Source organism: Ruminococcus albus AD2013, assembly GCF_000526775.1.
GTDB classification, from domain to species: domain Bacteria; phylum Bacillota; class Clostridia; order Oscillospirales; family Ruminococcaceae; genus Hominimerdicola; species Hominimerdicola alba_A.
In genome coordinates this window covers 3244306-3266470 of the sequence record NZ_JAGS01000001.1, presented here as the reverse complement: position 1 = coordinate 3266470, position 22165 = coordinate 3244306, and the positions used below count along the sequence as shown (strand labels likewise).

The following is a 22165-nucleotide window of genomic DNA, read 5'->3' as shown; positions in this document are numbered from 1 at the left end:
TTCATATATTTTTCATCATATCGAATCAAAGAATCTCTCTGTGTATATCTCCTGTGCTTTGCTGTCGGGGAATATTTCCAGATCCGCAGGGTCGAATATACCCGCCGCGTCTTTCACAGATGGCTTTTCTCCCATCCTGACAAGATATACCCTGTCACTCCCCGCCATCATGCCCGACTGCAAAGCGTTCACCATTGCCCCTGCACAGCACATACCGTACCCCGCAGTGAGAAGAACGTCCCTCAGCTTTCTGAAAGCCGTATAATAGTCCTCGTCTCCACCAACGTAATTTCTGCCGCCGATTTCCGCCTTGAACTTCAGCACTTCACCGTTATCTTCCTCCGTTACAACGGCATTATAGAAAGTACCGTCCGTAAGTTTTTTCAGCTTTACAGAATATTCTTCCATAGTCCCTCTCCTTTTCCCGATATCATCACGGGTCGATAATGCCTGCCTTAGCCATCGCAGCAGTGAGTCTCTCATAATTCAGACCCCTTACCACATGGCAGCTTGAACCCTCCGCAGAGGTATACACATAAAGGTGACAAGTACCGTTCATACGCTGAAATGGATTTCTGGTTATCTTTATCTTGCTTATCCTGTCCATCCTGACAGATGCTTTATGAAAGCGGTAGTATCTGCAATAGGAAAGCATACAGTGTCCGCCCTCAAAGCCCACAGCCGTATTGAATGCCGCATTTACCTTTACTATGACCAGCCATACCAGCGGCACCATTGATATCACCGCCAGATTGGTCAAAGCGCTTTTCCAGTCGGGGATAGTTTTTACTACCATCTCAAAGCGCGGTATCAGCCTGCAAAGGAATTCATATAACGCTCCCGGCAGCATACATATCAGCAGCGGTATAGTCACAAATCTCCTGACATCGCCCAGACCGGTGCGCACATCATAGCCCACCGTCGGCATATTCGGCATAAGCAGCCTTACAGATGTTTCCGCCGAAGAATTCGTGGTTATGGGCACAAGTGCCGAAAGTTCAAGCCTGCGCTTGCCGTAGCCCGTGCAGTGTACCTGCACCGAACATATCCCGAAGATCTTCATTAACATGGACTGCTGATAGTCGATATAGTTTATCCTCTCGCGCATTATGATATGCCGCCGCTTTGTGCCCTTGCCGCTGCTTATCAGCAGCATATCCGCACATCTGGTACAGCTGAATCCCCAGTGCCGCATAAGGTTGGATACAAAGGAGACAAACCAGCTGCCCGCTACTGCCAGTGCGGCAACTATCAGATACTTCGGTATATGCAGTGTCATTTTTTCAAGCTGGGTGTTCACCTTTGCCAGAAATTCTTCCTCTATCTCGCGCCCGACTATCCTGTACGCCTGATATATGAAAGTCAGCGTCAGCAGCATCCCCGAAAGGGTAGATGAAAAAAGCAGTGAAAATATCAACAGACTTCTCTTCTGAGTGTTGAAAATATACTTTGGTTTGCTACGGCATTTCTGCGTTGCAAGTTCGTATATCCGAAACGCCTGCTTCTGGCTGATATCCAGCCTGATATCCGCGCTTTGTATGCTTTTTGCATCGGTATCGATATATACCGTACAGGCTCCCAGCAGCCTGAATATATACCCCTGACACAGGGACATTGAAGACATCTCGCTGAAATACACCTGTGTCTTTTCAATGCCGAAATACCCCGTGTGAGCGATTATGCTGTCCTCTTCTATCTCGAAATATATGAACACCCACCGCAGTATGCCGTATCCGAATATCACCGAAAGGGTAAGTATATCCACCCAGTTTGTCTTTACCCAGCTTTCAAAATCGAACTGTGTCGCGATAAGGTATTTCGCCAGAGGTATCAGCAGCAGCCAGAGATACTTTGCGATATACATTATGATCTTTACAGGGTGCTGCCGTCGCCTGAAAAAAACCGCGTATGCCCTTGTATTCGTCTTTCATTCGTCTATCCTGCTCCTGATAGAATTGTTTACCAGATTTGCTATCTCTTCAGCGTCGCGCCTGCCCAGAAAGGGTATCACCAGCCGCGAACCCAGAGCGTTGAGTATTATAAAGTTCATACCCGTCAGCCTGCCCAATGGCAGAAGTATGCAGGTCACCGATTTCACCGAAGAAGTCAGCATGAACTGTTTTGATGTTATAAAAAGCCCGCTTTTTGCGGTTATCTCTTTGTCAGACACAGTGTATCTCGCCTTATGGAAATAAAACGGAAGCACCAGCACCGCAAAAAGCGCCGCTATGACCCACAAAGGCAGCAATACATAGTAATCCGCAAAATTGCTGTGTATATGTGCATACTTCTCCACAAGGTCAAGCACCAGATTAAGCGCGAACCTGATGAAAAAAAGTATAGCACCCAGCAGCGCATATATAAGCGCCAGCGGTCTTTTTGAAAGCTTGTAGATCTTCATATCTCCTGCTCCTACGTTATCGTGACTGTATACTTTTATCGTTTTCCCGCCTGTGCCGATAGTTATACATATTAAGTATAACACATTTCACCCTGCTTTACAAGTACAAAAGCAAAAAAAATTTTAATTAGTTTAGGGGATTACATACTTTATTGTCGAGCCATAGATCTTATGAGCCGATATCGCCAATGTCTTTTGTTTTATGCGAAAAAATGCGCTCGGTATCTTTACTTTTGCAGAAAATTGTGTTATAATCATAAGGTAAATTTTTATTTTTCTCATGGAGGTTGTAAAATTATGGGAATGTTTGATAAGCTGATAGCTAATCTCAAGGCTGAAAAGAAAACTATCGTATTCACCGAGGGCAGCGATGCCCGTATACTCAACGCTGCTGACAGACTTCTGAAAGAGGGTCTGATGGGCGTTATACTCTGCGGCAATGTTGACGATGTAAAGGCTGCTGCTAAGGCAGGCGGCTTCAATATCGACGCTGCTGAGATACTCGATCCCGAGACTTATCCCGAGATGGACGCTCTCGTTGCTCAGATGGTTGAGCTGAGAAAAGGCAAGATGACAGAGGAAGAAGTAAGAGCTGCACTGAAGAAGTCCAACTACTTCGGCACAATGCTCGTTAAGGCAGGCAAGGCTGATGCTCTGCTGGGCGGCGCTACTTATTCCACCGCTGATACAGTAAGACCTGCTCTCCAGATCATCAAGACCAAGAAGGGCAGCAACCTGGTAAGCTCCTCCTTCATCCTTTTCAGAGAGAAGGACGGCAAGGAAGAGAAGATAGCTATGGGCGACTGCGCTATCAACCTGGGCTATACCGACAGACTTGACAAGGAAGGCAACGTAGTTCTTTCCGCTGCAAGACAGCTGGGTGAGGTTGCAGTTGAGACTGCAAGAACAGCTGCATACTTCGGCATCGACCCCAAGGTAGCTGTACTGAGCTTCTCCACCTACGGTTCAGGCAAGGGCGGCACTGTTCAGCTTAGCCACGATGCTGTTATCGAAGCTAAGAACATCGACCCCGATCTCGTTATCGACGGCGAATTCCAGTTCGACGCTGCTGTATCCGCAGAGGTTGCAAAGACCAAGTGCCCCGACAGCAAGGTTGCAGGTCAGGCTAACACATTCATCTTCCCTCTTATCGAGGCAGGCAACATCGGCTACAAGATCGCTCAGAGACTCGGCGGCTATGAGGCTTACGGTCCTATCCTCCAGGGTCTGAACGCTCCTATCAACGACCTCTCAAGAGGCTGCAACGCTGATGAAGTTTACAAGATGGCTATCATCACCGCAGGCATGGCTTGATAGTAAGATAGTTTTATAATAACGTATGACAACAGCCATAAAGAGGTCGGCAGACTTCTTTATGGCTGTTTTGTATGACCACGTATCATGAGGTCATCGTGCTTTTACGAAGCGATACGAAAGTATACCAACGGATACCAAAGCATACGAACATTTACGAAAACATACGAACGTAAAAACAGCGGTTTTACATTGCACTAAGCGCTCGGGAATATCTTTCCAAAGCTTAATAAAAAATACGGTCGTACCCCAACGGATACGGCCGTATATTTTCGTATTATATTAAACGACATTTAATTTCTACATTCAGCGCTCGCGGAAGCTGAGCTTTTTGCCGACGTGAGCGCTGAATGTCTTGAAATTAATGTCGTTTAATATGAGAATCTACCAGAACAGTACCGTCATTGTCGATGGCAAGTTCCTTTACCTGCCAGCCGCCAAGTCCCGCATTGTCCAGCGAGAATTTCATCTTGCCTGCAAAATACGTATTTTCAACATCAACTATCGACATCACGGTAGGACCCGCACCGCTTATGTAGCTTGCGTATGCGCCGTGTGTATAAGCGATATCAAATACCTCTCTGCACCCGGGTATAAGTTCCATTCTGTAAGGCTGATGAAGCTTGTCATGTACCGCCGTGCGCAGATTTTCAAACTTGCCCGTCAGCAGTGAAGCCGAAAACAGTGCCGCTCTCGAAAGATTGTACACAGCATCCTTGTGGGATACTTCCTTTGGCAGACAAGCACGGGCTTCCTCGGTCTTCAACTCAAAATCAGGTATCATAGCCACAAATTTCAGCTTTGTGTATACCTCCTGCTTTACCCAGTGTACCTTTCTGCCATCGAATACAGCCGTAACGATACCGCCCAGCAGTGCAGGGGCAGTATTATCAGGGTGACCCTCTATCTGTGCCGCAAGGTCAACAAGGTCGTCCTTTGTCAGCGGGTCGCCAAGCATCCTGTTAGCACCCACAAGACCCGCGATTATGCAGGCTGAAGACGAGCCTAGTCCCCTTGCCATGGGGATATTGTTGGTCTGACGAAGTTTCAGACCCTCCAGCTTCCTGCCGCATACGGCATATAGATCCTTAGCTGAAAGATATATCAGATTTCTCTCATCACAGGGAACAGGGATATCGTCAGATGAAGCTATATCTATAACATCGCTCTCCTCCATCTCCACATAGTTGTAGTAATTAAGCGCAAGTCCCAGCGCATCAAAACCCGCACCAAGGTTAGCCGAGGTTGCGGGTATTTTAATGTTTATCATTTTACTTCCTCATTTCCAAAAAGGGTCACATTATGTTTCAAGGGGGCGTACTCTCAGCGTTACGCCTATGCTGTCAGCAACAGCCTGCGACTTCGCTATCTCCTCTTCGCCGATAACGTCCACTACCGTGAGTATAACATTTGGCACATACTTTTTCATGGTCTCAGCGAATGAAAGCATCTCCGCAAAGCAGTCCTTGTCTGTCCACTTAGGACGGGTTATCGCCATATAAGCCTTGCTGTCCGAAGCGTTAAGGCTGATGGAAACAGTATCTATAAGTCCCTTGAAATCCTGCTCGGTCTTTCTTCCGTGTATAAGGTTTGCCAGACCGTTTGTGTTGAGCCTTATGGGAGTATCGCATACCGAGCGTATATATTCAGCCGTTTTCAGCAGTATATCCAGCTCGCTTGTAGGCTCGCCGTAACCGCAGAATATTATCTCCTTGTAAGATGAAAGGTCGCGTGTTTTAAGGTTTTCAATGACCTCATCATAGTCAGGCTGATGTTCCAGCCACAGCGGGTCGGAACCGTAAGCGCCGTCATCGTTCTGTCTCAGGCAGAACGTACAAGCACAAGGACATTTGTTTGTGATATTCAGATAAAGCTTACCCCACAGCTCATAGGATATGGTCATAGCTGTCTTTTTCATTTTTATCCCTCCGATATATTTCATGATTTAAGTATAGCACATTCTGATACAAAAGTAAAGCCCTGACGGAAGCCCTGGAGCGCTGAAAGTGCCAGAGAGGTGCATTTAGCCGTGGGCGTTTTGTGCTTTGTGCGAGTATTGCAATTTTTTTTAAAGTGTGCTAAACTAAGGTGTGTTGACATTAAGAAAATCGACCGCTGTGCGGATAGCACACGGTCAATATATCATTGAGGTGAATGTATGAAGGTAATTATTCAGCGCGTAAATTATGCGCGTGTTGCAGTTGACGGCAAGGTTGTCGGCGAGATAGGAAAAGGTTTCCTTATACTGATGGGCGCAGGTCACGGTGACGATGAAAAGGATTGTGAAAAGCTGGCTGAGAAGATATGCAAGCTGAGGATATTCGCAGACGAGAACGACAAGACAAATCTTGCGCTGAACGATGTAGGCGGGGATATACTCTGCGTCAGTCAGTTCACGCTGTATGCGGACTGCCACAAGGGAAACCGTCCCTCTTTCGTAAATGCGGGCGCACCCGAAAGGTCGAATGAACTTTACGAGTATTTCTGCAAATGCTGTGATGACCGAATAAACGGTAAGGTGGAAAAAGGCATATTCGGGGCGGATATGAAAGTCAGCCTTGAAAATGACGGGCCTTTCACGGTGATGATAGAATGTGTGGACGGAGAGATACTCAGATAAAAAACTATGCGGAGGTACGATGGCATACAAGATCAGAACTCTTGAAAAAAGCGAATATACTGCGCTTGAAGATTTTCTGTATGAGGCGATATTTATCCCCGAGGGGGTAGAACCGCCGTCTAAGGATATAATCAAGCGCCCCGAATTGCAGGTATATGTTGAAAATTTCGGCACACGCATGGGCGACTTTGCGCTGTGCGCCGAATGTGACGGCAGGATAGTCGGGGCAGTATGGACGAGGATAATGGATGATTACGGTCATATCGATGATGACACGCCCTCATTTGCGATATCGCTGTACAAGGAATACCGCGGGCAGGGCATAGGCACCGAACTTATGATGAAGATGCTGGAAGTCCTGAAAAATGCAGGATTTTCGAGGGCATCGCTGGCGGTGCAGAAAGCGAATTACGCAGTGAAGATGTACAGAAAAGTCGGCTTTGAGATAGTCGGCGAAAATGAAGAGGAGTATATAATGGTATGGGAGTGCTGAAGGATAAACGTATCTGCGGTATAGCGGCAGGATCATTGACAGCGGCGGTATTTTGTTCGATATCGCTGATCGTAGTACTGAATTTTCTCAAAGGGACACCGTGGTATATTTTCAGCAGTGCTTTGAGACTGGTGTTCGGGCTGGTGGTGCTGTATCTGCTTAAAAAACTTTATGACAAAGACGCAAAGGATGTATTCAGATTCAATGATCCCAAATCGGCATTTGCAGCATCGGCGGGATTTCTGATATTTTTTGTATATACTGCGGCATCGTTCTGCATAGGCGCAAAAGCTGTAACAGGACTCACTGCGGGTCTGCTGATATCGCGGGTGATATTGCAGCAGCTGACTACGGGATTTTATGAAGAGATACTTTTCCGTGCACTGATGTGTGAGGGATACCGTTATACAAAAGGCGGTACTGCCATAAAACTTGGGTTTGCGCTGTTTTCGTCTGTCATATTCGGTGCAGTACATATACTGACAGGCTGGGATATTACGAGATTCATAGAAACGGGTATGATCGGCTTTGCATTTGCGGTGGTATATTTGCAGACAGGTAATATAATACTGCCGATGATACTCCATTTTGTTTATGATGTCATCATCAATTTCGGGAACTATATTGAATGGAGAGAAACGGAGATCTTTTCTGTAATGCTATCATGGAGAACTGCGGCGTATGCGGTGATGTTTGTTGTATCGCTTATAATTCTCATCAGAAAAGAAAAAACGGAAAACACACCATATGGAGGAAAACATGAGGATACTTATTCTCAGGCACGGTGAGCCTGATTATGTTAAGGATTGCCTTACAGAAGCGGGGATCGCACAAGCAAAACTTCTGGCGGAAAGGCTGGCAGGCGAAGATATAAAGGCTTTTTATGTATCGCCTATGGGCAGGGCGCGGGAGACCTGCGATATAACGCTGAAAAAATTTCCCGAAAGCAGAGCGGAAGTCTGCGACTGGCTCCATGAGTTCGACCTTATGTGGGATAATCCCGAGAGCGGCAAAAAGGAAATGGTCTGGGATGTACCACCCGACTACTGGACGGAGATACCCGAGCTTTATGAAAAGGACGGCTGGTATGAGCACCCCGCCATGAAAGCGGCAGGAATGGGCGAGCGTATACTGGCTGTAAACACAGGGGTGGACGAAGTTCTTGCCAAGTACGGTCTTATACGAAAGGGCAGACATTACGAAGTAAAGCAGAAGTGCGATGACACCATAGCGATGTTCTGCCATTTCGGGGCTATGTGCGCAGTGACGGCACATCTGCTGAATATCTCGCCGATGATAATATGGCAGGGTTTCAATGCAGACTTCACTGCATTAACGGAGCTCTGCACCGATGACAGATACGGAAGCAAGGCAAATTTCAGGATATGCACCTTCAATGACACCCATCATCTGAAAGAGCATGAAAGAACACAGCTGAGTGCGAAATAATACTATAAGCAGCCACCCTATGAGATGGCTGCTTTTGGTTTCTTTGACAGTCTGTTGCTTTATGTCAAAAGATCCGCATAAAACAAAATCAAGCTCAGAGGTCCTTGGCCAAAACCTTTGAGCTTGATCTTGTTGTTTTTTATAAAGTCGGGTTAAAAGTGGTAATGTCAAAATTAAGTTCGATACCGAGTGTTTTGTGTTCTCTGTATCTTATGTATGTATTATATACCATTTTGACCCGACGCACATCACCCAAAGTGACTAGATGATTGTAAACGTTTTGTTAACAAGTGAATCTTCTAACAAAACTATTTATTACGGTTATCCCTCCCCCCGCCTGCGGCGGTGGGAGGGATAACATCAACACGATGATTCATTGTTATATAGCACTTTGTGGTGGTGTGACAAAGGGATAGTCATAAAACTATTTCAGTTTCCTTCGGTTGAGCTTTTCGATATATTCCCTGACAGCCTTTTCAGAGGCTTCAACATCGTGTTTCAGGTCACTGGCAGACATTCTCCTTGCACCCGAGCCCATGATTATCACTTGCTCAAGCCCATCGGAAGTCGCCACCGTGACACGGTGCTCCTTAGCCAGCTGGTGCGCGGTGCGCTCGATGTAGGTATCAGCGGTCTCCGCCTCCTTGGTGTATACCACGCTGACGCTCCCCGACTTGTCGATATGCTCGGGCTCTTTCACGCGGTAAGCATCAAATACGATAATAAGCTCGCACCCCCGACAGCCCTGAAAACTGCTCAGGCGGTTGATAAGCGTGCTCCTGGCAAGGTCGAGATTTTCTGCCGCCAGCTTTTTGAGTTCATCCCATGCGAATATGATATTGTAGCCGTCCACCAGAAGATACTCGGGACCTGTGGGAACAGGTCTGGGCTTTGCCTTGGTCTTCACAGCTTCTTTCGGAGTGCGCATAGCGTCCCGCTTTTTGCGGTTTATGGAACCGTAGGTGCGCTCGAATATCGCCATGAGTTCCTCGTCCTCAACTGCACGGCGAACAAAATCTGCCGCGCGGGTGCGGACTTCCTCCGCCTGCTGATACTGCCGCCTGCCTGTTTCGGGGCTGACGTGCATCTGCTCATCAGCTTCGTCCCAGGGCACAACATGACCCGCTCCGTGGGAACAGAACACAGAATCGGCGTAATTGTGGGTGTCCTTGTCGGGATCGTAGCCTATCTCGGCGATGACTTCATCGGCATCAAGACAGACATCGTATCCCGCCGCCCGACAGCTAAGCCTGCCAAGACCCTTTGTATAGCCCGCCACCTCGGTGTGGTAGAACCTGAGCTTGGATACAGGGGCGGTACCTGTCAGTACCGCAGTTTCACCATCGGTCTCGGGAGGTTCGGTGTGCGCCCCCATGCGGTCGAGGTCGGTGAGGGCTCTGCCAACGTTTGCCGCAGGTATCTCCAGACGATAGGAGTACCAAGGTTCCAGCAGGATACTTTTCGCCTTGCGCAGTCCCTGCCTTACAGCACGGTAGGTCGCCTGACGGAAATCGCCGCCCTCGGTGTGTTTCAGGTGGGCACGACCCGCCGTCAGGGTTATGCGCATATCGGTTATGGGCGAACAGGTCAGCACGCCGCGGTGGGTCTTTTCTTTCAGGTGGGTCAGGATTAGCCTCTGCCAGTTTCGGCTGAGGATATCCTCACTGCAATCGCTGTCAAATTCCAGACCGCTGCCCCGCGGCAGGGGTTCAAGTCGCAGATGAACTTCCGCATAATGGCGCAGGGGCTCAAAATGACCCGCACCGTCAACAGGCTCGGCGATTGTCTCGCGGTAAGCGATACGCCCCTCGCCAAGCTCGATATCCATGCCGAAACGTTCGCTGACAATGCGTTTCAATACTTCCGCCTGAACCTCACCCATCAGCGCCGCCGTGACCTCGTGAAGCTGTTCATTATAGTTGACAGCCATGGTTGGGTCTTCATCTTCAAGTATCCGCAGTCTGCTGAGAAGAGTATGCTCGTCAACTTCCTTAGGTGCAATGACGCGGTATGTCAGCACAGGCTCGAGTATCTGCTCGGGATCTGTGGGCTCAAATTCCAGACCCTGCCCCGCGAAAGTCGCGGTAAGGGCGGGCACAGCGCAGACCTCTCCCTGAACTACCACCTCTGCATTGCGGGCTTTTTCGCCGCTGTACACTCTTATCCTTCCAACCTTTTCGCTGATCTCCTCGCCATCACGGTCAGTGTAGGTCAGCACATCACGCACCGCAAGACTTCCGCCCGTGATCTTCATGTGGGTCAGCTTCGCGCCGTTGTCATCGGTGATCTTATAGACCTTCGCGCCGAACTCAGCCCTTTCCTCGGGGAGAGGTATGTACTTTGATATGCAGTCAAGCAGAGTTTCGATGCCCTCCAATTTGAGTGCAGAACCGAAGCACACAGGTATCAGACGTCTTTGCGCAATGGCAGAAATTATATTACTGTCCGAAATTTCGCCCTTTTCCAGATATTCTTCCATCATTTCTTCACTGCACAGAGAGAGTGCTTCTGTCAGATCATCCGCGGGCTGTGCGAAGGATACGCACTTGTCACCCATGGCGGCAGTGACGGAATTCATAACGAAATCCTTACGCGCACCGTCCATGTCCATTTTATTGACAAAGATAAATGTGGGGATATCGTAACGTTCAAGAAGGCGGGCAAGGGTCTTTGTGTGAGGCTGTACACCGTCAGTGCCGCTTATAACGATGATAGCCGCATCGATCACACGCAGGGTACGCTCAGTCTCCCCCGAAAAGTCAACGTGCCCCGGAGTATCGAGCAAAGTGAATCCAACACCGCCGTACTCAAAAACCGCTTGCTTGGAGAATATTGTTATACCCCTGTCCCTCTCAATGGGGTTAGTATCAAGAAATGCGTCCTTGTGATCGACACGGCCCAGCTTGCGTATCGCACCGCTTTTATAAAGCATAGCCTCCGAAAGCGTTGTCTTTCCCGAGTCAACGTGGGCGAGTATGCCTATTACTGCTTTTCTGTTCATATATTTATACCAGCCTTATCATTTTCAAATTCCTGCACACAGACCCACATGGTCAGCACTAAGAGTATTTTAACATATTTGGCTGAAAAAGTAAAGGTCTTCAAACAACTGCGAGTATACAAAAAAAGACCGAGCCATAAGACTCGGTCTTTATGAAAGCTTGTTAAGCTAAAAATTATTCGTTGATAGCAGTAACAACGCCGGAACCTACGGTTCTACCACCCTCACGGATAGCGAAACGCAGACCTTCCTCGATAGCGATAGGAGTGATGAGCTCAACATCCATAGTTACGTTATCGCCAGGCATGCACATCTCCTTGTCAGCAGGCAGAGAGATGATACCGGTAACGTCAGTTGTTCTGAAATAGAACTGAGGTCTGTAGTTGTTGAAGAAAGGAGTATGACGGCCGCCCTCTTCCTTCTTCAGAACGTAAACCTGACCGCTGAACTTAGTGTGGGGGTGAATGGAGCCGGGCTTACAAAGAACCTGACCTCTTTCAACCTGATCTCTTGTGATACCACGGAGCAGAGCGCCGATGTTATCACCAGCCATAGCGGAATCCAGAGTCTTTCTGAACATCTCGATACCGGTTACAACTGTGGTCTGCTTCTCATCAGACAGACCAACGATCTCAACGGTCTCACCAGTGTTCAGAACACCTCTCTCAACTCTACCTGTAACAACGGTACCACGGCCGGAGATGGTCATAGTATCCTCAACAGGCATCAGGAAAGGCTTAGCGTCGTCTCTCTCAGGAGTAGGAATGTACTCGTCAACAGCGTCCATCAGCTTGATGATAGGCTCATAAGCAGGATTGCTCAGGTCATCGGGAGCTTCAAGAGCAGCCAGAGCAGAACCAACGATGATAGGAGTATCATCGCCAGGGAAATCATAAGAGCTCAGCAGATCTCTGATATCCATCTCAACGAGTTCGAGCAGCTCAGGATCGTCAACCTGGTCAGCCTTGTTCATGAATACAACGATTGCAGGAACGCCAACCTGACGAGCCAGCAGGATGTGCTCTCTGGTCTGAGCCATAGGACCATCAGAAGCAGCAACAACCAGGATAGCGCCGTCCATCTGAGCAGCACCTGTGATCATGTTCTTAACGTAGTCAGCGTGGCCGGGGCAGTCAACGTGAGCATAGTGTCTCTTATCAGTCTCATACTCAACGTGAGCGGTATTGATTGTAATACCTCTCTCTCTCTCCTCGGGAGCCTTATCGATCATGTCATAAGCCTCAAACTTAGCCTGACCCTTCATAGCCAGTGTCTTGGTGATAGCAGCTGTCAGGGTAGTCTTACCGTGGTCAACGTGACCGATGGTACCAATGTTAACGTGGGGCTTGGTTCTTTCAAAATGTGCCTTTGCCATAGGAATTTTCCTCCTTAAAATAAATTTTATACTTCGTTCAGACGCAGCGTTCAGATATACTGAACGCTCATCTGACATACCGTAGTATTATTATACCAAATAATTAAGCATTTTGCAATAGTTTTTGCAAAATATTTTTGCTAAAATCAGTCTTTAGCTCTGGAAGTCATGATCTTGTCAGCGATAGACTTCGGTACCTGAGTGTAGCTGTGGGGTTCCATAGCGTACTGACCACGACCCTGAGTCTTGGATCTCAGGTCGTTAGAGTAACCGAACATCTCAGACAGAGGAACAAGAGCGTCAACCTGAACAGCACCTGTTCTCTGCTCCTGACCGAGGATCTGACCACGTCTGGAGTTCAGGTCGCCGATAACAGTACCCAGATAATCATCGGGAGCTATTACGGATACCTTCATGATAGGCTCAAGGATTATAGGAGCAGCCTTCTTCATAGCCTCCTTGAATGCCATAGAACCTGCGATCTTGAACGCCATTTCAGAGGAGTCAACTTCGTGGTAAGAACCGTCATACAGTTCAACCTTACAGTCAACAACCTGGAAGCCTGCGAGTACGCCGCTCTCCATAGCGCCCTTGATACCTGCGTCAACAGCAGGGATGTACTCCTTGGGGATAGAACCGCCGACTACCTTGTTTACGAACTCGTAGCCTGCGCCGCTCTCGTTGGGGAATACATTGATCTTAACGTGACCATACTGACCCTTACCACCTGACTGCTTAGCGTACTTGTAGTCAACGTTAGCTTCCTTGGTGATGGTCTCCTTATAGGATACCTGAGGTGCACCAACGTTAGCCTCAACCTTGAACTCTCTCAGCAGTCTGTCAACGATGATCTCCAGATGGAGCTCACCCATACCTGCGATAATGGTCTGACCTGTCTCTTCGGAAGTATAAGTTCTGAAGGTCGGGTCTTCTTCTGCCAGCTTAGCCAGCGCGATACCCATCTTCTCCTGACCTGCCTTAGTCTTAGGCTCGATAGCGAGCTGGATAACAGGCTCGGGGAATTCCATGGATTCCAGAATAACAGGGTTCTTCTCGTCGCAGAGAGTATCACCTGTTGTAGTATTCTTCAGACCGATAGCTGCACCGATGTCACCTGCATAGATGGTATCGATATCCTTTCTGTCGTTGGAGTGCATCTGAACGATACGTCCGATTCTCTCGTCCTTATCCTTGGTGGAGTTGTAAACGGTAGAACCTGCTGCCAGTACACCGGAGTATACTCTGAAGTATGCCAGCTTACCAACGAAGGGGTCTGTAGCGATCTTGAATGCCAGTGCTGCGAAAGGCTGATCGTCGCCTGAAATTCTCTCGCACTCTTCACCTGTATCAGGGTTAACGCCCTTGATGTGGGGAACGTCGATAGGAGAAGGCATATAGTCAACGATAGCGTCGAGCAGCTTCTGTACGCCCTTGTTCTTGTAGGAAGTACCACAAGTAACAGGAACCATTGTGTTAGCGATGGTGGACTTTCTGATAACAGCCTTCATCTCTTCGATGGTGATCTCCTCATCAGCGAAGAACTTCTCAGCCAGATCGTCATCAACTTCTGCCAGATGCTCGATCAGGTCAGCTCTGTACTGCTCAGCCTTTTCCTGCATATCAGCGGGGATATCCTCACATCTGATATCCTTGCCCAGATCATCATAATAAATGTATGCCTTCATCTCAAGGAGATCGATGATACCCTTGAAATCTTCCTCAGCGCCGATAGGCAGCTGGATCGGAACGGCATTGCACTGAAGTCTCTCGTGGAGCATATTCAGTACGTTATAGAAATCAGCACCCATGATATCCATCTTGTTGACGTATACCATACGGGGTACCTTATAGTTATCAGCCTGTCTCCAAACAGTCTCAGTCTGGGGCTCAACGCCGCCCTTTGCACAAAGAACGGTAACGGAGCCGTCGAGAACTCTCAGAGATCTTTCAACTTCAACGGTGAAGTCAACGTGGCCGGGAGTATCTATAATGTTGAGTCTGTGACCCTTCCAGTAGCAAGTAGTAGCAGCAGAGGTGATAGTGATACCTCTCTCCTTCTCCTGTGCCATCCAGTCCATTGTAGATGCACCGTCGTGTGTCTCACCGATCTTGTAGTTAACACCGGTATAGAACAGGATACGCTCAGTAGTAGTTGTCTTACCGGCGTCGATGTGTGCCATGATACCGATATTACGGTAATCCTGGAGCTTAGTTTCTCTAGCCATGATATATCCTCCTCTATACTCTTACCATCTGTAATGAGCGAAAGCCTTGTTAGCTTCAGCCATCTTGTGTGTGTCGTCACGCTTCTTGCATGAACCGCCTACACCGTTAAGAGCGTCGAGGATCTCAGCTGCGAGCTTTTCCTTCATTGTGTCCTCGTGTCTTTCACGAGAATACTTAGTGATCCATCTCAGACCGAGTGTCTGACGTCTGTCAGGTCTAACCTCCATGGGGACCTGATAGGTAGCACCGCCGACACGGCGAGCCTTTACCTCCAGCTCAGGCATGATATTGTTCATAGCCTCCTCGAAAACTTCGAGAGCAGGACGGCCTGTCTTTTCCTCTACGATCTCGAATGCTCCGTAAACGATCTTCTGGGCAACACCCTTCTTACCGTCGAGCATGATGTTGTTTACCAGACGTGTAACCAGCTTGCTGTTGTATACAGGATCCTGGAGTACGTCTCTCTTGGTAACTCTACCTCTTCTTGGCACTTTAATTCCCTCCTTCACAAATAATGAATTCATAGGTACTCGCTCTGTGACCAGACCTTTCGACCCGTCACAGCCCCGTCAGTTCCATGCAGAGTTACCGATATATATATCAATCACTCCACAAAAACTGTGGTCTCCGCTTTTACGCGGCAATGAGTTGTTCCATAAATTTTGAGCGGGATATTTCCCGTAGTGTTCGCAAGCTTGTTTTAAGCTTACTTAGCAGCGCCTGCCTTAGGCTTCTTAGCGCCGTACTTGGATCTAGCCTGCATTCTCTTAGCAACGCCCTGTGCATCAAGAGTACCGCGGATGATGTGGTATCTTACACCAGGGAGGTCCTTAACTCTTCCGCCTCTGATAAGAACAACAGAGTGCTCCTGAAGGTTATGACCGATGCCGGGGATGTATGCAGTTACCTCGTAGCCGTTGGTCAGCTTTACTCTGGCTACCTTTCTCATTGCGGAGTTAGGCTTCTTAGGAGTAGCTGTTCTAACAACTGTGCATACGCCTCTCTTCTGAGGACAGCTCTGATCGATCACTCTCTTCTTCTTGGCATTGAAGCCCTTCTGAAGTGCAGGAGCTGTAGACTTGTCTGCAAGTACGTTTCTGCCCTTTCTTACTAACTGGTTAAAGGTTGGCATGGTTTCTCTCCTTTCATCAAATAGTTACACTGACCCTATTGTCAGCGTACTCGACTATTATACATTACTTTTCCCGATATGTCAAGCGGTTTAAAATAATTTTTACACTTCACACAAATCACCCCGTCCGACAAGCAGACGGGGTGTCTATTATCCCATATTTTCCCGATAGACCGCAGTTCTTTGTCTGTCAGTATCTCTCCAGACCGGTCATTCTTATCCCTTTGTAAGTTTCGGTTTTTTCGTTTGTGAATACTACTTTACAGCCCGATGAGCCGTCGTCGGTACTGAAGCTTATGACCATATCATCCTTTGGTTCGTTTGTCAGTTCATCCTGTGCCAGCATTATTTTCAGCGTTATTTTACCGTCCGCCGAAGATCCGACTTTATGGAGGGATATGTCATAGTCTTCGGGTGCATCTGCAATATATATCTTTCCGCCTGCGGTGAATCTCAGCCTGTTCGGGTACTGCACATCATATTCAGTATTTATATCGCCCTTATCCGCATAAATATCCCCTGTCAGTTCAAAGGTATATACGAACTGTGTTCCTTTAAGACCATCAGCCGTGCTGTGCCATACTTCAACATCTTCGCTCGGCACAACACTAAAATCATACGCGCCGTCCTCAACTTCCGTATGCTGTGTCTTTATACAGACAGGTTCATGGGGTGCAACTTTCTCCTGTTCCTTTACTTCATCAAGCACGATATCTATTTTCAGATTTCCTCTGATATCTCCTGTTCTTTCCTTATCAACAGCGTTTATCAGCAGATAAGCCGTATTTTCATTAACCGCGTCCTCGACCACCCTGACATTCAATATATCGATATCAGTATCGCACTTAGTTTTCAGACTTCCCTTTCGTCCGTCTATCTCAAGACTGCAAGTCTTTTCAAGGCTGTCAAAGGTCGATACCGCGCTAAGTTTTCCGCCCTCGGTCTTTTCTATCCTCATCACATAAAGCTGAGATACAACTCCGCCGCTGATGAAATCTTCATCGAATATCGTGGTCATCATATGCGTTTCAAGCCCCGTGTCCTCGCCGCTTCGCTTGATTCCGCCCTTAATTTTCGGCTTTATATGAGTTATATTGCAGTAACTGCCGATAACGAATTTCCTGACCCTGTCATCAATGCTGTATTCCGTTGCCCCTGCCGCGGCCTGCGAAGAGCTGAGAATGCCATTGAAGAATTCATCATCCGATTTTCCCACAACTGCATAACCCTTGCAGTACAATGTTCCCTTGTTCTGTACAGCGACATAATCTCTTTCGTCAAGCACCATGGTATAATCAGCATCCAGCCAATCCTCACCGTAAAGGGTATCAAATCCCAGTACCAGCTGATCTCCGAACTTCGGCAGTTCTGTACTGCCCGATAACGCATCACCGTCTGTCGGCAGTGTGGTGCAGAACAGAAAGTTTCCTGTCTGATAGGATCTTCTCGCTCCGACAAGGAGTATGCCGTCTGTATCTTCGGATCTCACGCATTCAAGCACTGTCACCGATTCCGTATGACCGTACATCCCGTTCATCTTACGAACACCTTCATTGTCCTCAGAGCTGTCTGTGTACTTATCTTTAACCTTGACTTCCTTGACTTGCACGGGTCTGTCGTATGCTTCTTGTGCCGTACTTTCCACAGGTGCATTATTTTCTTTCATACCGTAGAACATCGGCATTACCGCCATACCGATAACTGCTGCCGCTGTCACCGCAACTATCCCCGCGGACTGCCATTTTTTCAGCTTCGGCTTCAAGCCTTCAGCTTCAGCCGTTTTCAGAGCCCTGCGCTGCCAGTCCTCGGGTGTCCTGACATTATCCAAAAATCTCATCTGTTTCATAACGTCCGCTCCCTTCCTGTTCAAGCTGACCTTTCAGCTTTTCTCTTCCGCGTTTCAGCTGTGAGCGCACGGTGGAAGGTCTTGTCTTCGTGACCTCTGCTATCTCATCAGCTGTAAGCTCCTCATAATAATAAAGGTATATCACATCTCTGTACTTCGGCGGAAGTTCCATCACCAGCTGCCATATCTCACTGTCGGCAGGCTGAACGGGTATGTCACTGACATCTTCCAGACTGAGGGTGTTCCTGCGCAGGCGATACCGCCATAAGCTCCTGCACTCGTTCACCGTCACCCTGAGAAGCCATGCTTTCGGGTTTGGTATGACACCCTTTTTCAGTTCCTTGTACAGCTTAAAGAACACCGTCTGATATACGTCCTCCGCATCTGTCATATCCCCGGTATGCATCACACAAAGTCTTGTGACCATGTCGCTGTACTCTTTTAACAGCTCTTCATAATCGCTAAGGATATCAGCCATGCGCCTCACCTCCCTCTCTGTATAATAAAACGCTCGCGGTCCCCGAAATGTTGCACGGGTCTGAAAAAATTTTTTTCATTCAGCTGACGCTCCGCATTTTGTCAGCTCCAGTATACCAGATACTATTTTTTTGTCAATATAATGATCAGATCTTCGGGCATAAAAAGCAGCCCTCCGACCTGAGCCGAAGAGCTGCTGATTATTATTTCATATTATCAAGCCGGGATCCTATCAGATGAACGATTCAGCGGGAGCAGTATGTGCGCCGCTCTCGTTCTTGACGATCTCAACCTTGTTGTAAACGTCCATACCTGTACCTGCGGGTATGAGCTTACCGATGATAACATTTTCTTTAAGACCCTGGAGCTTATCCGTCTTGCCCCTGATAGCTGCGTCGGTAAGAGCCTTTGTGGTCTCCTGGAAGGACGCTGCGGACAGGAAGCTGTCGGAGTAGCTGGAAGCCTTGGTGATACCCTGAAGAACGGGCAGTGTTGTGATGAGTCTTGCGCTCTCGTCGCCTGCGTCGATCTGTGCCTGTATCTCTTCGTTGAGCCTGTCAACTTCGTACTTGTCAACCAGCTCGCCGGGAAGTCTGTAGCTTGAACCCGGATCGTCGATCTTGACTTTTCTCATCATCTGACGAACGATAACCTCGATATGCTTATCGTTGATATCAACACCCTGCAGACGGTAAACCTTCTGAACTTCGGTGATGATGTAGTTCTGTACAGCCTTTTCGCCGTTAACAGCCAGTATATCAGCAGGGTTGATCGAACCCTCGGTGAGAGGCTCACCGGGTATAACGGTCTGACCGTCTCTAACCCTGATCTTGTAGCCGTAAGGTATAGGATAGGTCTCGAATGCGGGCTCGATGCGTCCGTCGGGAATGATATCCTCTGTTACGGTGATCTGCTTGGTCTTCTTGATCTCCTCGATGCGAACTACGCCGCCGATCTTGGAAATGATAGCTGCGCCCTTGGGCTTTCTGGACTCGAACAGTTCCTCGACACGGGGAAGACCCTGTGTGATATCTTCTGCCGATGCGATACCACCGGTATGGAATGTTCTCATGGTCAGCTGTGTACCGGGCTCACCGATTGACTGTGCGGAGATAACGCCGACAGCTTCACCGACCTGAACAACGCTGCCGTTAGCCAGGTTTGCACCGTAGCACTTAGCGCATACGCCGTTTCTTGCCTTACACTGCAGTACCGATCTGATCTGGATAGAGGTCTTGCCCTCTTCTTCCAGTGCAGCAACGATCTTGGCAGCGTCATGCTCGCTTATCAGCTTATCCTTGGAGCAGATCAGCTCGCCTGTTTTGGAATCCTTGAGTGATTCAACAAGGTATCTGCCCACAAGTCTCTCGCTGAGAGGCTCGATCATTTCGTTGCCGTTCTTGATGTCGAATATCTCGATACCAACAGTAGTGCCGCAGTCCTTGTGTCTTATGATAACGTCCTGAGAAACGTCAACAAGACGTCTTGTCAGGTAACCCGAGTCAGCGGTACGCAGAGCGGTATCGGCCAGACCCTTACGTGCGCCTCGGGAGGATATGAAGTATTCCAGTATGTTCAGACCTTCACGGTAGTTAGCTCTGATAGGCATCTCGATGGTAGAACCCGATGTATTGGCGATCAGACCACGCATACCTGCGAGCTGTCTTATCTGGTTTATCGAACCACGGGCACCGGAGTCCGCCATCATATGGATAGGATTGTGCTCGGTGTCGTAGCTTGCTTTCAGTGCATCTGTTACCTTATCGGTAGCGGCGTTCCAGATCTCGATGAACTTCTTGGACTTTTCTTCTCTGGAGATATAACCTCTCTTGTACTGCTTGTCTACCTTTTCAACCAGTGCATCTGCTTCTGCGAGGATATCCTTCTTGGAAGCGGGGATATCAGCGTCGCAGACCGCAACGGTGATGGCAGACTTTGTGGAGTACTTATAGCCCAGTGCCTTTATGTTATCAAGCACTTCGGAGGTAGTTGTAGTACCGTGTCTCTGTATACATCTGTCGATGATGTCGCCCAGCTGCTTCTTCTTAACGAGGAAGTTAACTTCAAGGTCGAACTGCTTCTCGGAGCTTGTTCTGTCAACATAACCCAGATTCTGGGGGATTATGGAGTTGAAGATAAGTCTGCCGACAGTAGCGTCGATGATCTTGGAAACGGTCTTTTCACCGATCTGGCGGGTGATCCTTACCTTGATGGCAGCGTGGAGAGTTACATCGTGGTTATCATAAGCCATGATAGCCTCGTTGACATCTCTGAACACCTTGCCTTCACCGGGCTCGCCTGTCTTCTGGAGAGTCAGGTAGTAGGAACCCAGCAGCATATCCTGAGAAGGAACAGCCACAGGACGTCCGTCCGAAGGTTTCAGCAGGTTGTTAGCAGCCAGCATGAGGAATCTTGCCTCAGCCTGTGCCTCAACGGATATAGGCAGATGCACCGCCATCTGGTCGCCGTCGAAGTCGGCGTTGAACGCTGTACAAACCAGAGGGTGCAGCTTGATAGCTCTGCCCTCAACGAGTATGGGCTCGAATGCCTGGATACCCAGTCTGTGCAGTGTAGGCGCACGGTTCAGCATTACAGGGTGACCCTGGATAACGTTCTCCAGAGCGTCCCATACCTCGGGGCGAGCTCTCTCGACTGCTTTTCTTGCGCTCTTTATATTTATCTGAGGATTTGTGTCAACAAGTCTCTTCATAACGAAGGGCTTGAACAGCTCCAGAGCCATCTCCTTAGGCAGACCGCACTGATACATCTTCAGTTCGGGGCCTACGACGATAACGGAACGTCCTGAGTAGTCAACACGCTTACCCAGCAGGTTCTGACGGAAACGTCCCTGCTTACCTTTCAGCATATCCGAAAGGGACTTGAATGCTCTGTTGTTAGGACCTGTAACGGGTCTGCCGTGTCTGCCGTTGTCGATCAGTGCGTCAACAGCTTCCTGGAGCATTCTCTTCTCGTTTCTCACGATGATATCGGGAGCTTCCAGCTCCAGCATTCTCTTGAGACGGTTGTTTCTGTTTATAACTCTTCTGTAGAGGTCGTTCAGGTCGGAGGTAGCATATCTGCCGCCGTCCAGCATTACCATAGGTCTGATATCGGGGGGGATAACAGGAACTACGTCCAGTATCATCCATTCAGGTCTGTTGCCCGATACTCTGAATGCTTCAACGATCTCCAGTCTTTTCAGCAGCTTGATCTTCTTCTGACCAGCGGGCAGTTCTTTCAGTTCTGCCTTCAGTTCTTCGGAAAGCTTGTCGAGGTCGATCTCTTCAAGCAGCTGCTTGATAGCCTCGGCACCCATGCCTGCCTTGAAATCGCTCTCGTCATACTTTACCAGCAGATCGTTATACTCCTGCTCGGTAAGCAGCTTGCCCTTTTCAAGATCGGTGTTGCCGGGATCGATAACTACATACTTTGTGAAATAGAGTACTTCTTCAAGTCTCTTCTGAGAGATCTCCAGCATCTGTCCGATACGGGAGGGTGTGCCCTTGAAGTACCAGATATGTGATACAGGTGCAGCCAGTTCGATGTGACCCATTCTCTCACGTCTTACCTTAGCCCTTGTTACCTCAACGCCGCAGCGCTCGCATATCTTGCCCTTGAAGCGTATCTTCTTATACTTACCGCAGTGACACTCCCAGTCCTTGTGCGGTCCGAATATCCTTTCGCAGAACAGACCGTCCTTTTCGGGTTTCTGTGTACGGTAGTTTATGGTTTCGGGTCTTGTTACCTCACCGTAAGACCACTCTCTGATCTTTTCGGGAGATGCCAGTCCGATCTTTATTGATTCAAATACATTAAAATCCAACAGCGATA

At 48.4% G+C, this 22165-nt stretch carries 18 protein-coding genes; 5 read left to right on the top strand and 13 right to left on the bottom strand.

The genetic code is table 11. The features are described from left to right. Positions 1-15: 15 nt before the first annotated feature. The 3 genes from N773_RS0114700 to N773_RS0114690 all read right to left on the bottom strand — a co-directional run bounded on the left by N773_RS0114700 (position 16) and on the right by N773_RS0114690 (position 2485). Positions 16-408: a hypothetical protein gene (locus tag N773_RS0114700; protein ID WP_024858501.1), complete on the bottom strand. Its 393-nt coding sequence runs from the start codon at positions 406-408 to the stop codon at positions 16-18. Positions 409-433: 25 nt separating this feature from the next. After that, on the bottom strand, positions 434-1864 hold the full coding sequence (locus N773_RS20330; RefSeq protein ID WP_242840396.1) for a PH domain-containing protein: 1431 nt from the start codon (positions 1862-1864) through the stop codon (positions 434-436). A gap of 63 nt (positions 1865-1927) precedes the next feature. Then, positions 1928-2485 carry a PH domain-containing protein gene (locus N773_RS0114690; RefSeq protein ID WP_242840395.1) on the bottom strand — a complete coding sequence of 186 codons (558 nt, stop codon included), beginning with the start codon at positions 2483-2485 and terminating at the stop codon, positions 1928-1930. Positions 2486-2698: 213 nt separating this feature from the next. On the opposite strand from N773_RS0114690, the gene pta reads away from it, so the two are divergent. After that, positions 2699-3715 carry a phosphate acetyltransferase gene (gene pta / locus N773_RS0114685; RefSeq protein ID WP_024858499.1) on the top strand — a complete coding sequence of 339 codons (1017 nt, stop codon included), beginning with the start codon at positions 2699-2701 and terminating at the stop codon, positions 3713-3715. A 361-nt stretch (positions 3716-4076) separates the two neighbouring features. Here pta and thrB read toward each other — a convergent pair whose 3' ends face one another. After that, entirely contained in the window at positions 4077-4985 is a 909-nt protein-coding gene (gene thrB / locus N773_RS0114680) for a homoserine kinase (RefSeq protein ID WP_024858498.1), read from the bottom strand. Positions 4986-5015: 30 nt separating this feature from the next. Continuing rightward, positions 5016-5633, bottom strand: a complete 618-nt coding sequence (locus N773_RS0114675; RefSeq protein ID WP_024858497.1) for a TIGR04100 family radical SAM protein — start codon at positions 5631-5633, stop codon at positions 5016-5018. Between the two features lie 240 nt (positions 5634-5873). Between N773_RS0114675 and dtd the strand changes: the two genes are divergently transcribed. From dtd to N773_RS0114655, 4 genes are read left to right on the top strand one after another with little or no spacing between them, the layout of a single operon-like run. After that, positions 5874-6335 (top strand): D-aminoacyl-tRNA deacylase, encoded by a 462-nt coding sequence (dtd, locus tag N773_RS0114670; protein WP_024858496.1) that lies wholly within the window; start codon positions 5874-5876, stop codon positions 6333-6335. Between the two features lie 19 nt (positions 6336-6354). After that, complete coding sequence (locus N773_RS0114665) at positions 6355-6828, top strand: GNAT family N-acetyltransferase (protein WP_024858495.1); 474 nt, start codon at positions 6355-6357, stop codon at positions 6826-6828. After that, positions 6816-7616 (top strand): CPBP family intramembrane glutamic endopeptidase, encoded by an 801-nt coding sequence (locus tag N773_RS0114660; protein WP_024858494.1) that lies wholly within the window; start codon positions 6816-6818, stop codon positions 7614-7616. Before N773_RS0114665 ends, N773_RS0114660 begins: the two co-directional genes overlap by 13 nt. After that, entirely contained in the window at positions 7588-8277 is a 690-nt protein-coding gene (locus N773_RS0114655; RefSeq protein WP_024858493.1) for a histidine phosphatase family protein, read from the top strand. The genes N773_RS0114660 and N773_RS0114655 overlap by 29 nt, the downstream gene beginning before the upstream one ends. Positions 8278-8701: 424 nt before the next feature. Here the strand turns inward: N773_RS0114655 and N773_RS0114650 are convergent, their stop codons facing one another. The 8 genes from N773_RS0114650 to rpoC form a co-directional block, all read right to left on the bottom strand. Continuing rightward, positions 8702-11278, bottom strand: coding sequence for a translation factor GTPase family protein (locus N773_RS0114650; protein WP_024858492.1), 2577 nt, complete (start codon positions 11276-11278; stop codon positions 8702-8704). Positions 11279-11453: 175 nt separating this feature from the next. Beyond that, on the bottom strand, positions 11454-12653 hold the full coding sequence (gene tuf, locus N773_RS0114645; protein WP_024858491.1) for an elongation factor Tu: 1200 nt from the start codon (positions 12651-12653) through the stop codon (positions 11454-11456). A 146-nt stretch (positions 12654-12799) separates the two neighbouring features. Then, complete coding sequence (gene fusA, locus N773_RS0114640; RefSeq protein ID WP_024858490.1) at positions 12800-14878, bottom strand: elongation factor G; 2079 nt, start codon at positions 14876-14878, stop codon at positions 12800-12802. Between the two features lie 21 nt (positions 14879-14899). Continuing rightward, entirely contained in the window at positions 14900-15370 is a 471-nt protein-coding gene (rpsG, locus tag N773_RS0114635; protein WP_002853108.1) for a 30S ribosomal protein S7, read from the bottom strand. Between the two features lie 215 nt (positions 15371-15585). Beyond that, complete coding sequence (gene rpsL / locus N773_RS0114630; protein WP_002852924.1) at positions 15586-16011, bottom strand: 30S ribosomal protein S12; 426 nt, start codon at positions 16009-16011, stop codon at positions 15586-15588. Positions 16012-16201: 190 nt separating this feature from the next. Next, positions 16202-17857, bottom strand: a complete 1656-nt coding sequence (locus tag N773_RS0114625) for a hypothetical protein (RefSeq protein ID WP_024858489.1) — start codon at positions 17855-17857, stop codon at positions 16202-16204. After that, entirely contained in the window at positions 17832-18335 is a 504-nt protein-coding gene (locus N773_RS0114620; protein WP_024858488.1) for an RNA polymerase sigma factor, read from the bottom strand. Before N773_RS0114620 ends, N773_RS0114625 begins: the two co-directional genes overlap by 26 nt. Positions 18336-18566: 231 nt before the next feature. Beyond that, complete coding sequence (gene rpoC, locus N773_RS0114615; RefSeq protein WP_024858487.1) at positions 18567-22157, bottom strand: DNA-directed RNA polymerase subunit beta'; 3591 nt, start codon at positions 22155-22157, stop codon at positions 18567-18569. Positions 22158-22165: the final 8 nt, after the last annotated feature.

Coding starts and splice junctions, on each gene's coding strand:
- N773_RS0114700 (WP_024858501.1), bottom strand. CDS start 408: ATGGAAGAATATTCTGTAAAGCTGAAAAAACTTACGGACGGTACTTTC.
- N773_RS20330 (WP_242840396.1), bottom strand. CDS start 1,864: ATGTATATCGCAAAGTATCTCTGGCTGCTGCTGATACCTCTGGCGAAA.
- pta (WP_024858499.1), top strand. CDS start 2,699: ATGGGAATGTTTGATAAGCTGATAGCTAATCTCAAGGCTGAAAAGAAA.
- thrB (WP_024858498.1), bottom strand. CDS start 4,985: ATGATAAACATTAAAATACCCGCAACCTCGGCTAACCTTGGTGCGGGT.
- N773_RS0114675 (WP_024858497.1), bottom strand. CDS start 5,633: ATGAAAAAGACAGCTATGACCATATCCTATGAGCTGTGGGGTAAGCTT.
- dtd (WP_024858496.1), top strand. CDS start 5,874: ATGAAGGTAATTATTCAGCGCGTAAATTATGCGCGTGTTGCAGTTGAC.
- N773_RS0114665 (WP_024858495.1), top strand. CDS start 6,355: ATGGCATACAAGATCAGAACTCTTGAAAAAAGCGAATATACTGCGCTT.
- N773_RS0114660 (WP_024858494.1), top strand. CDS start 6,816: ATGGGAGTGCTGAAGGATAAACGTATCTGCGGTATAGCGGCAGGATCA.
- N773_RS0114655 (WP_024858493.1), top strand. CDS start 7,588: ATGAGGATACTTATTCTCAGGCACGGTGAGCCTGATTATGTTAAGGAT.
- N773_RS0114650 (WP_024858492.1), bottom strand. CDS start 11,278: ATGAACAGAAAAGCAGTAATAGGCATACTCGCCCACGTTGACTCGGGA.
- tuf (WP_024858491.1), bottom strand. CDS start 12,653: ATGGCAAAGGCACATTTTGAAAGAACCAAGCCCCACGTTAACATTGGT.
- fusA (WP_024858490.1), bottom strand. CDS start 14,878: ATGGCTAGAGAAACTAAGCTCCAGGATTACCGTAATATCGGTATCATG.
- rpsL (WP_002852924.1), bottom strand. CDS start 16,011: ATGCCAACCTTTAACCAGTTAGTAAGAAAGGGCAGAAACGTACTTGCA.
- N773_RS0114625 (WP_024858489.1), bottom strand. CDS start 17,857: ATGAAACAGATGAGATTTTTGGATAATGTCAGGACACCCGAGGACTGG.
- N773_RS0114620 (WP_024858488.1), bottom strand. CDS start 18,335: ATGGCTGATATCCTTAGCGATTATGAAGAGCTGTTAAAAGAGTACAGC.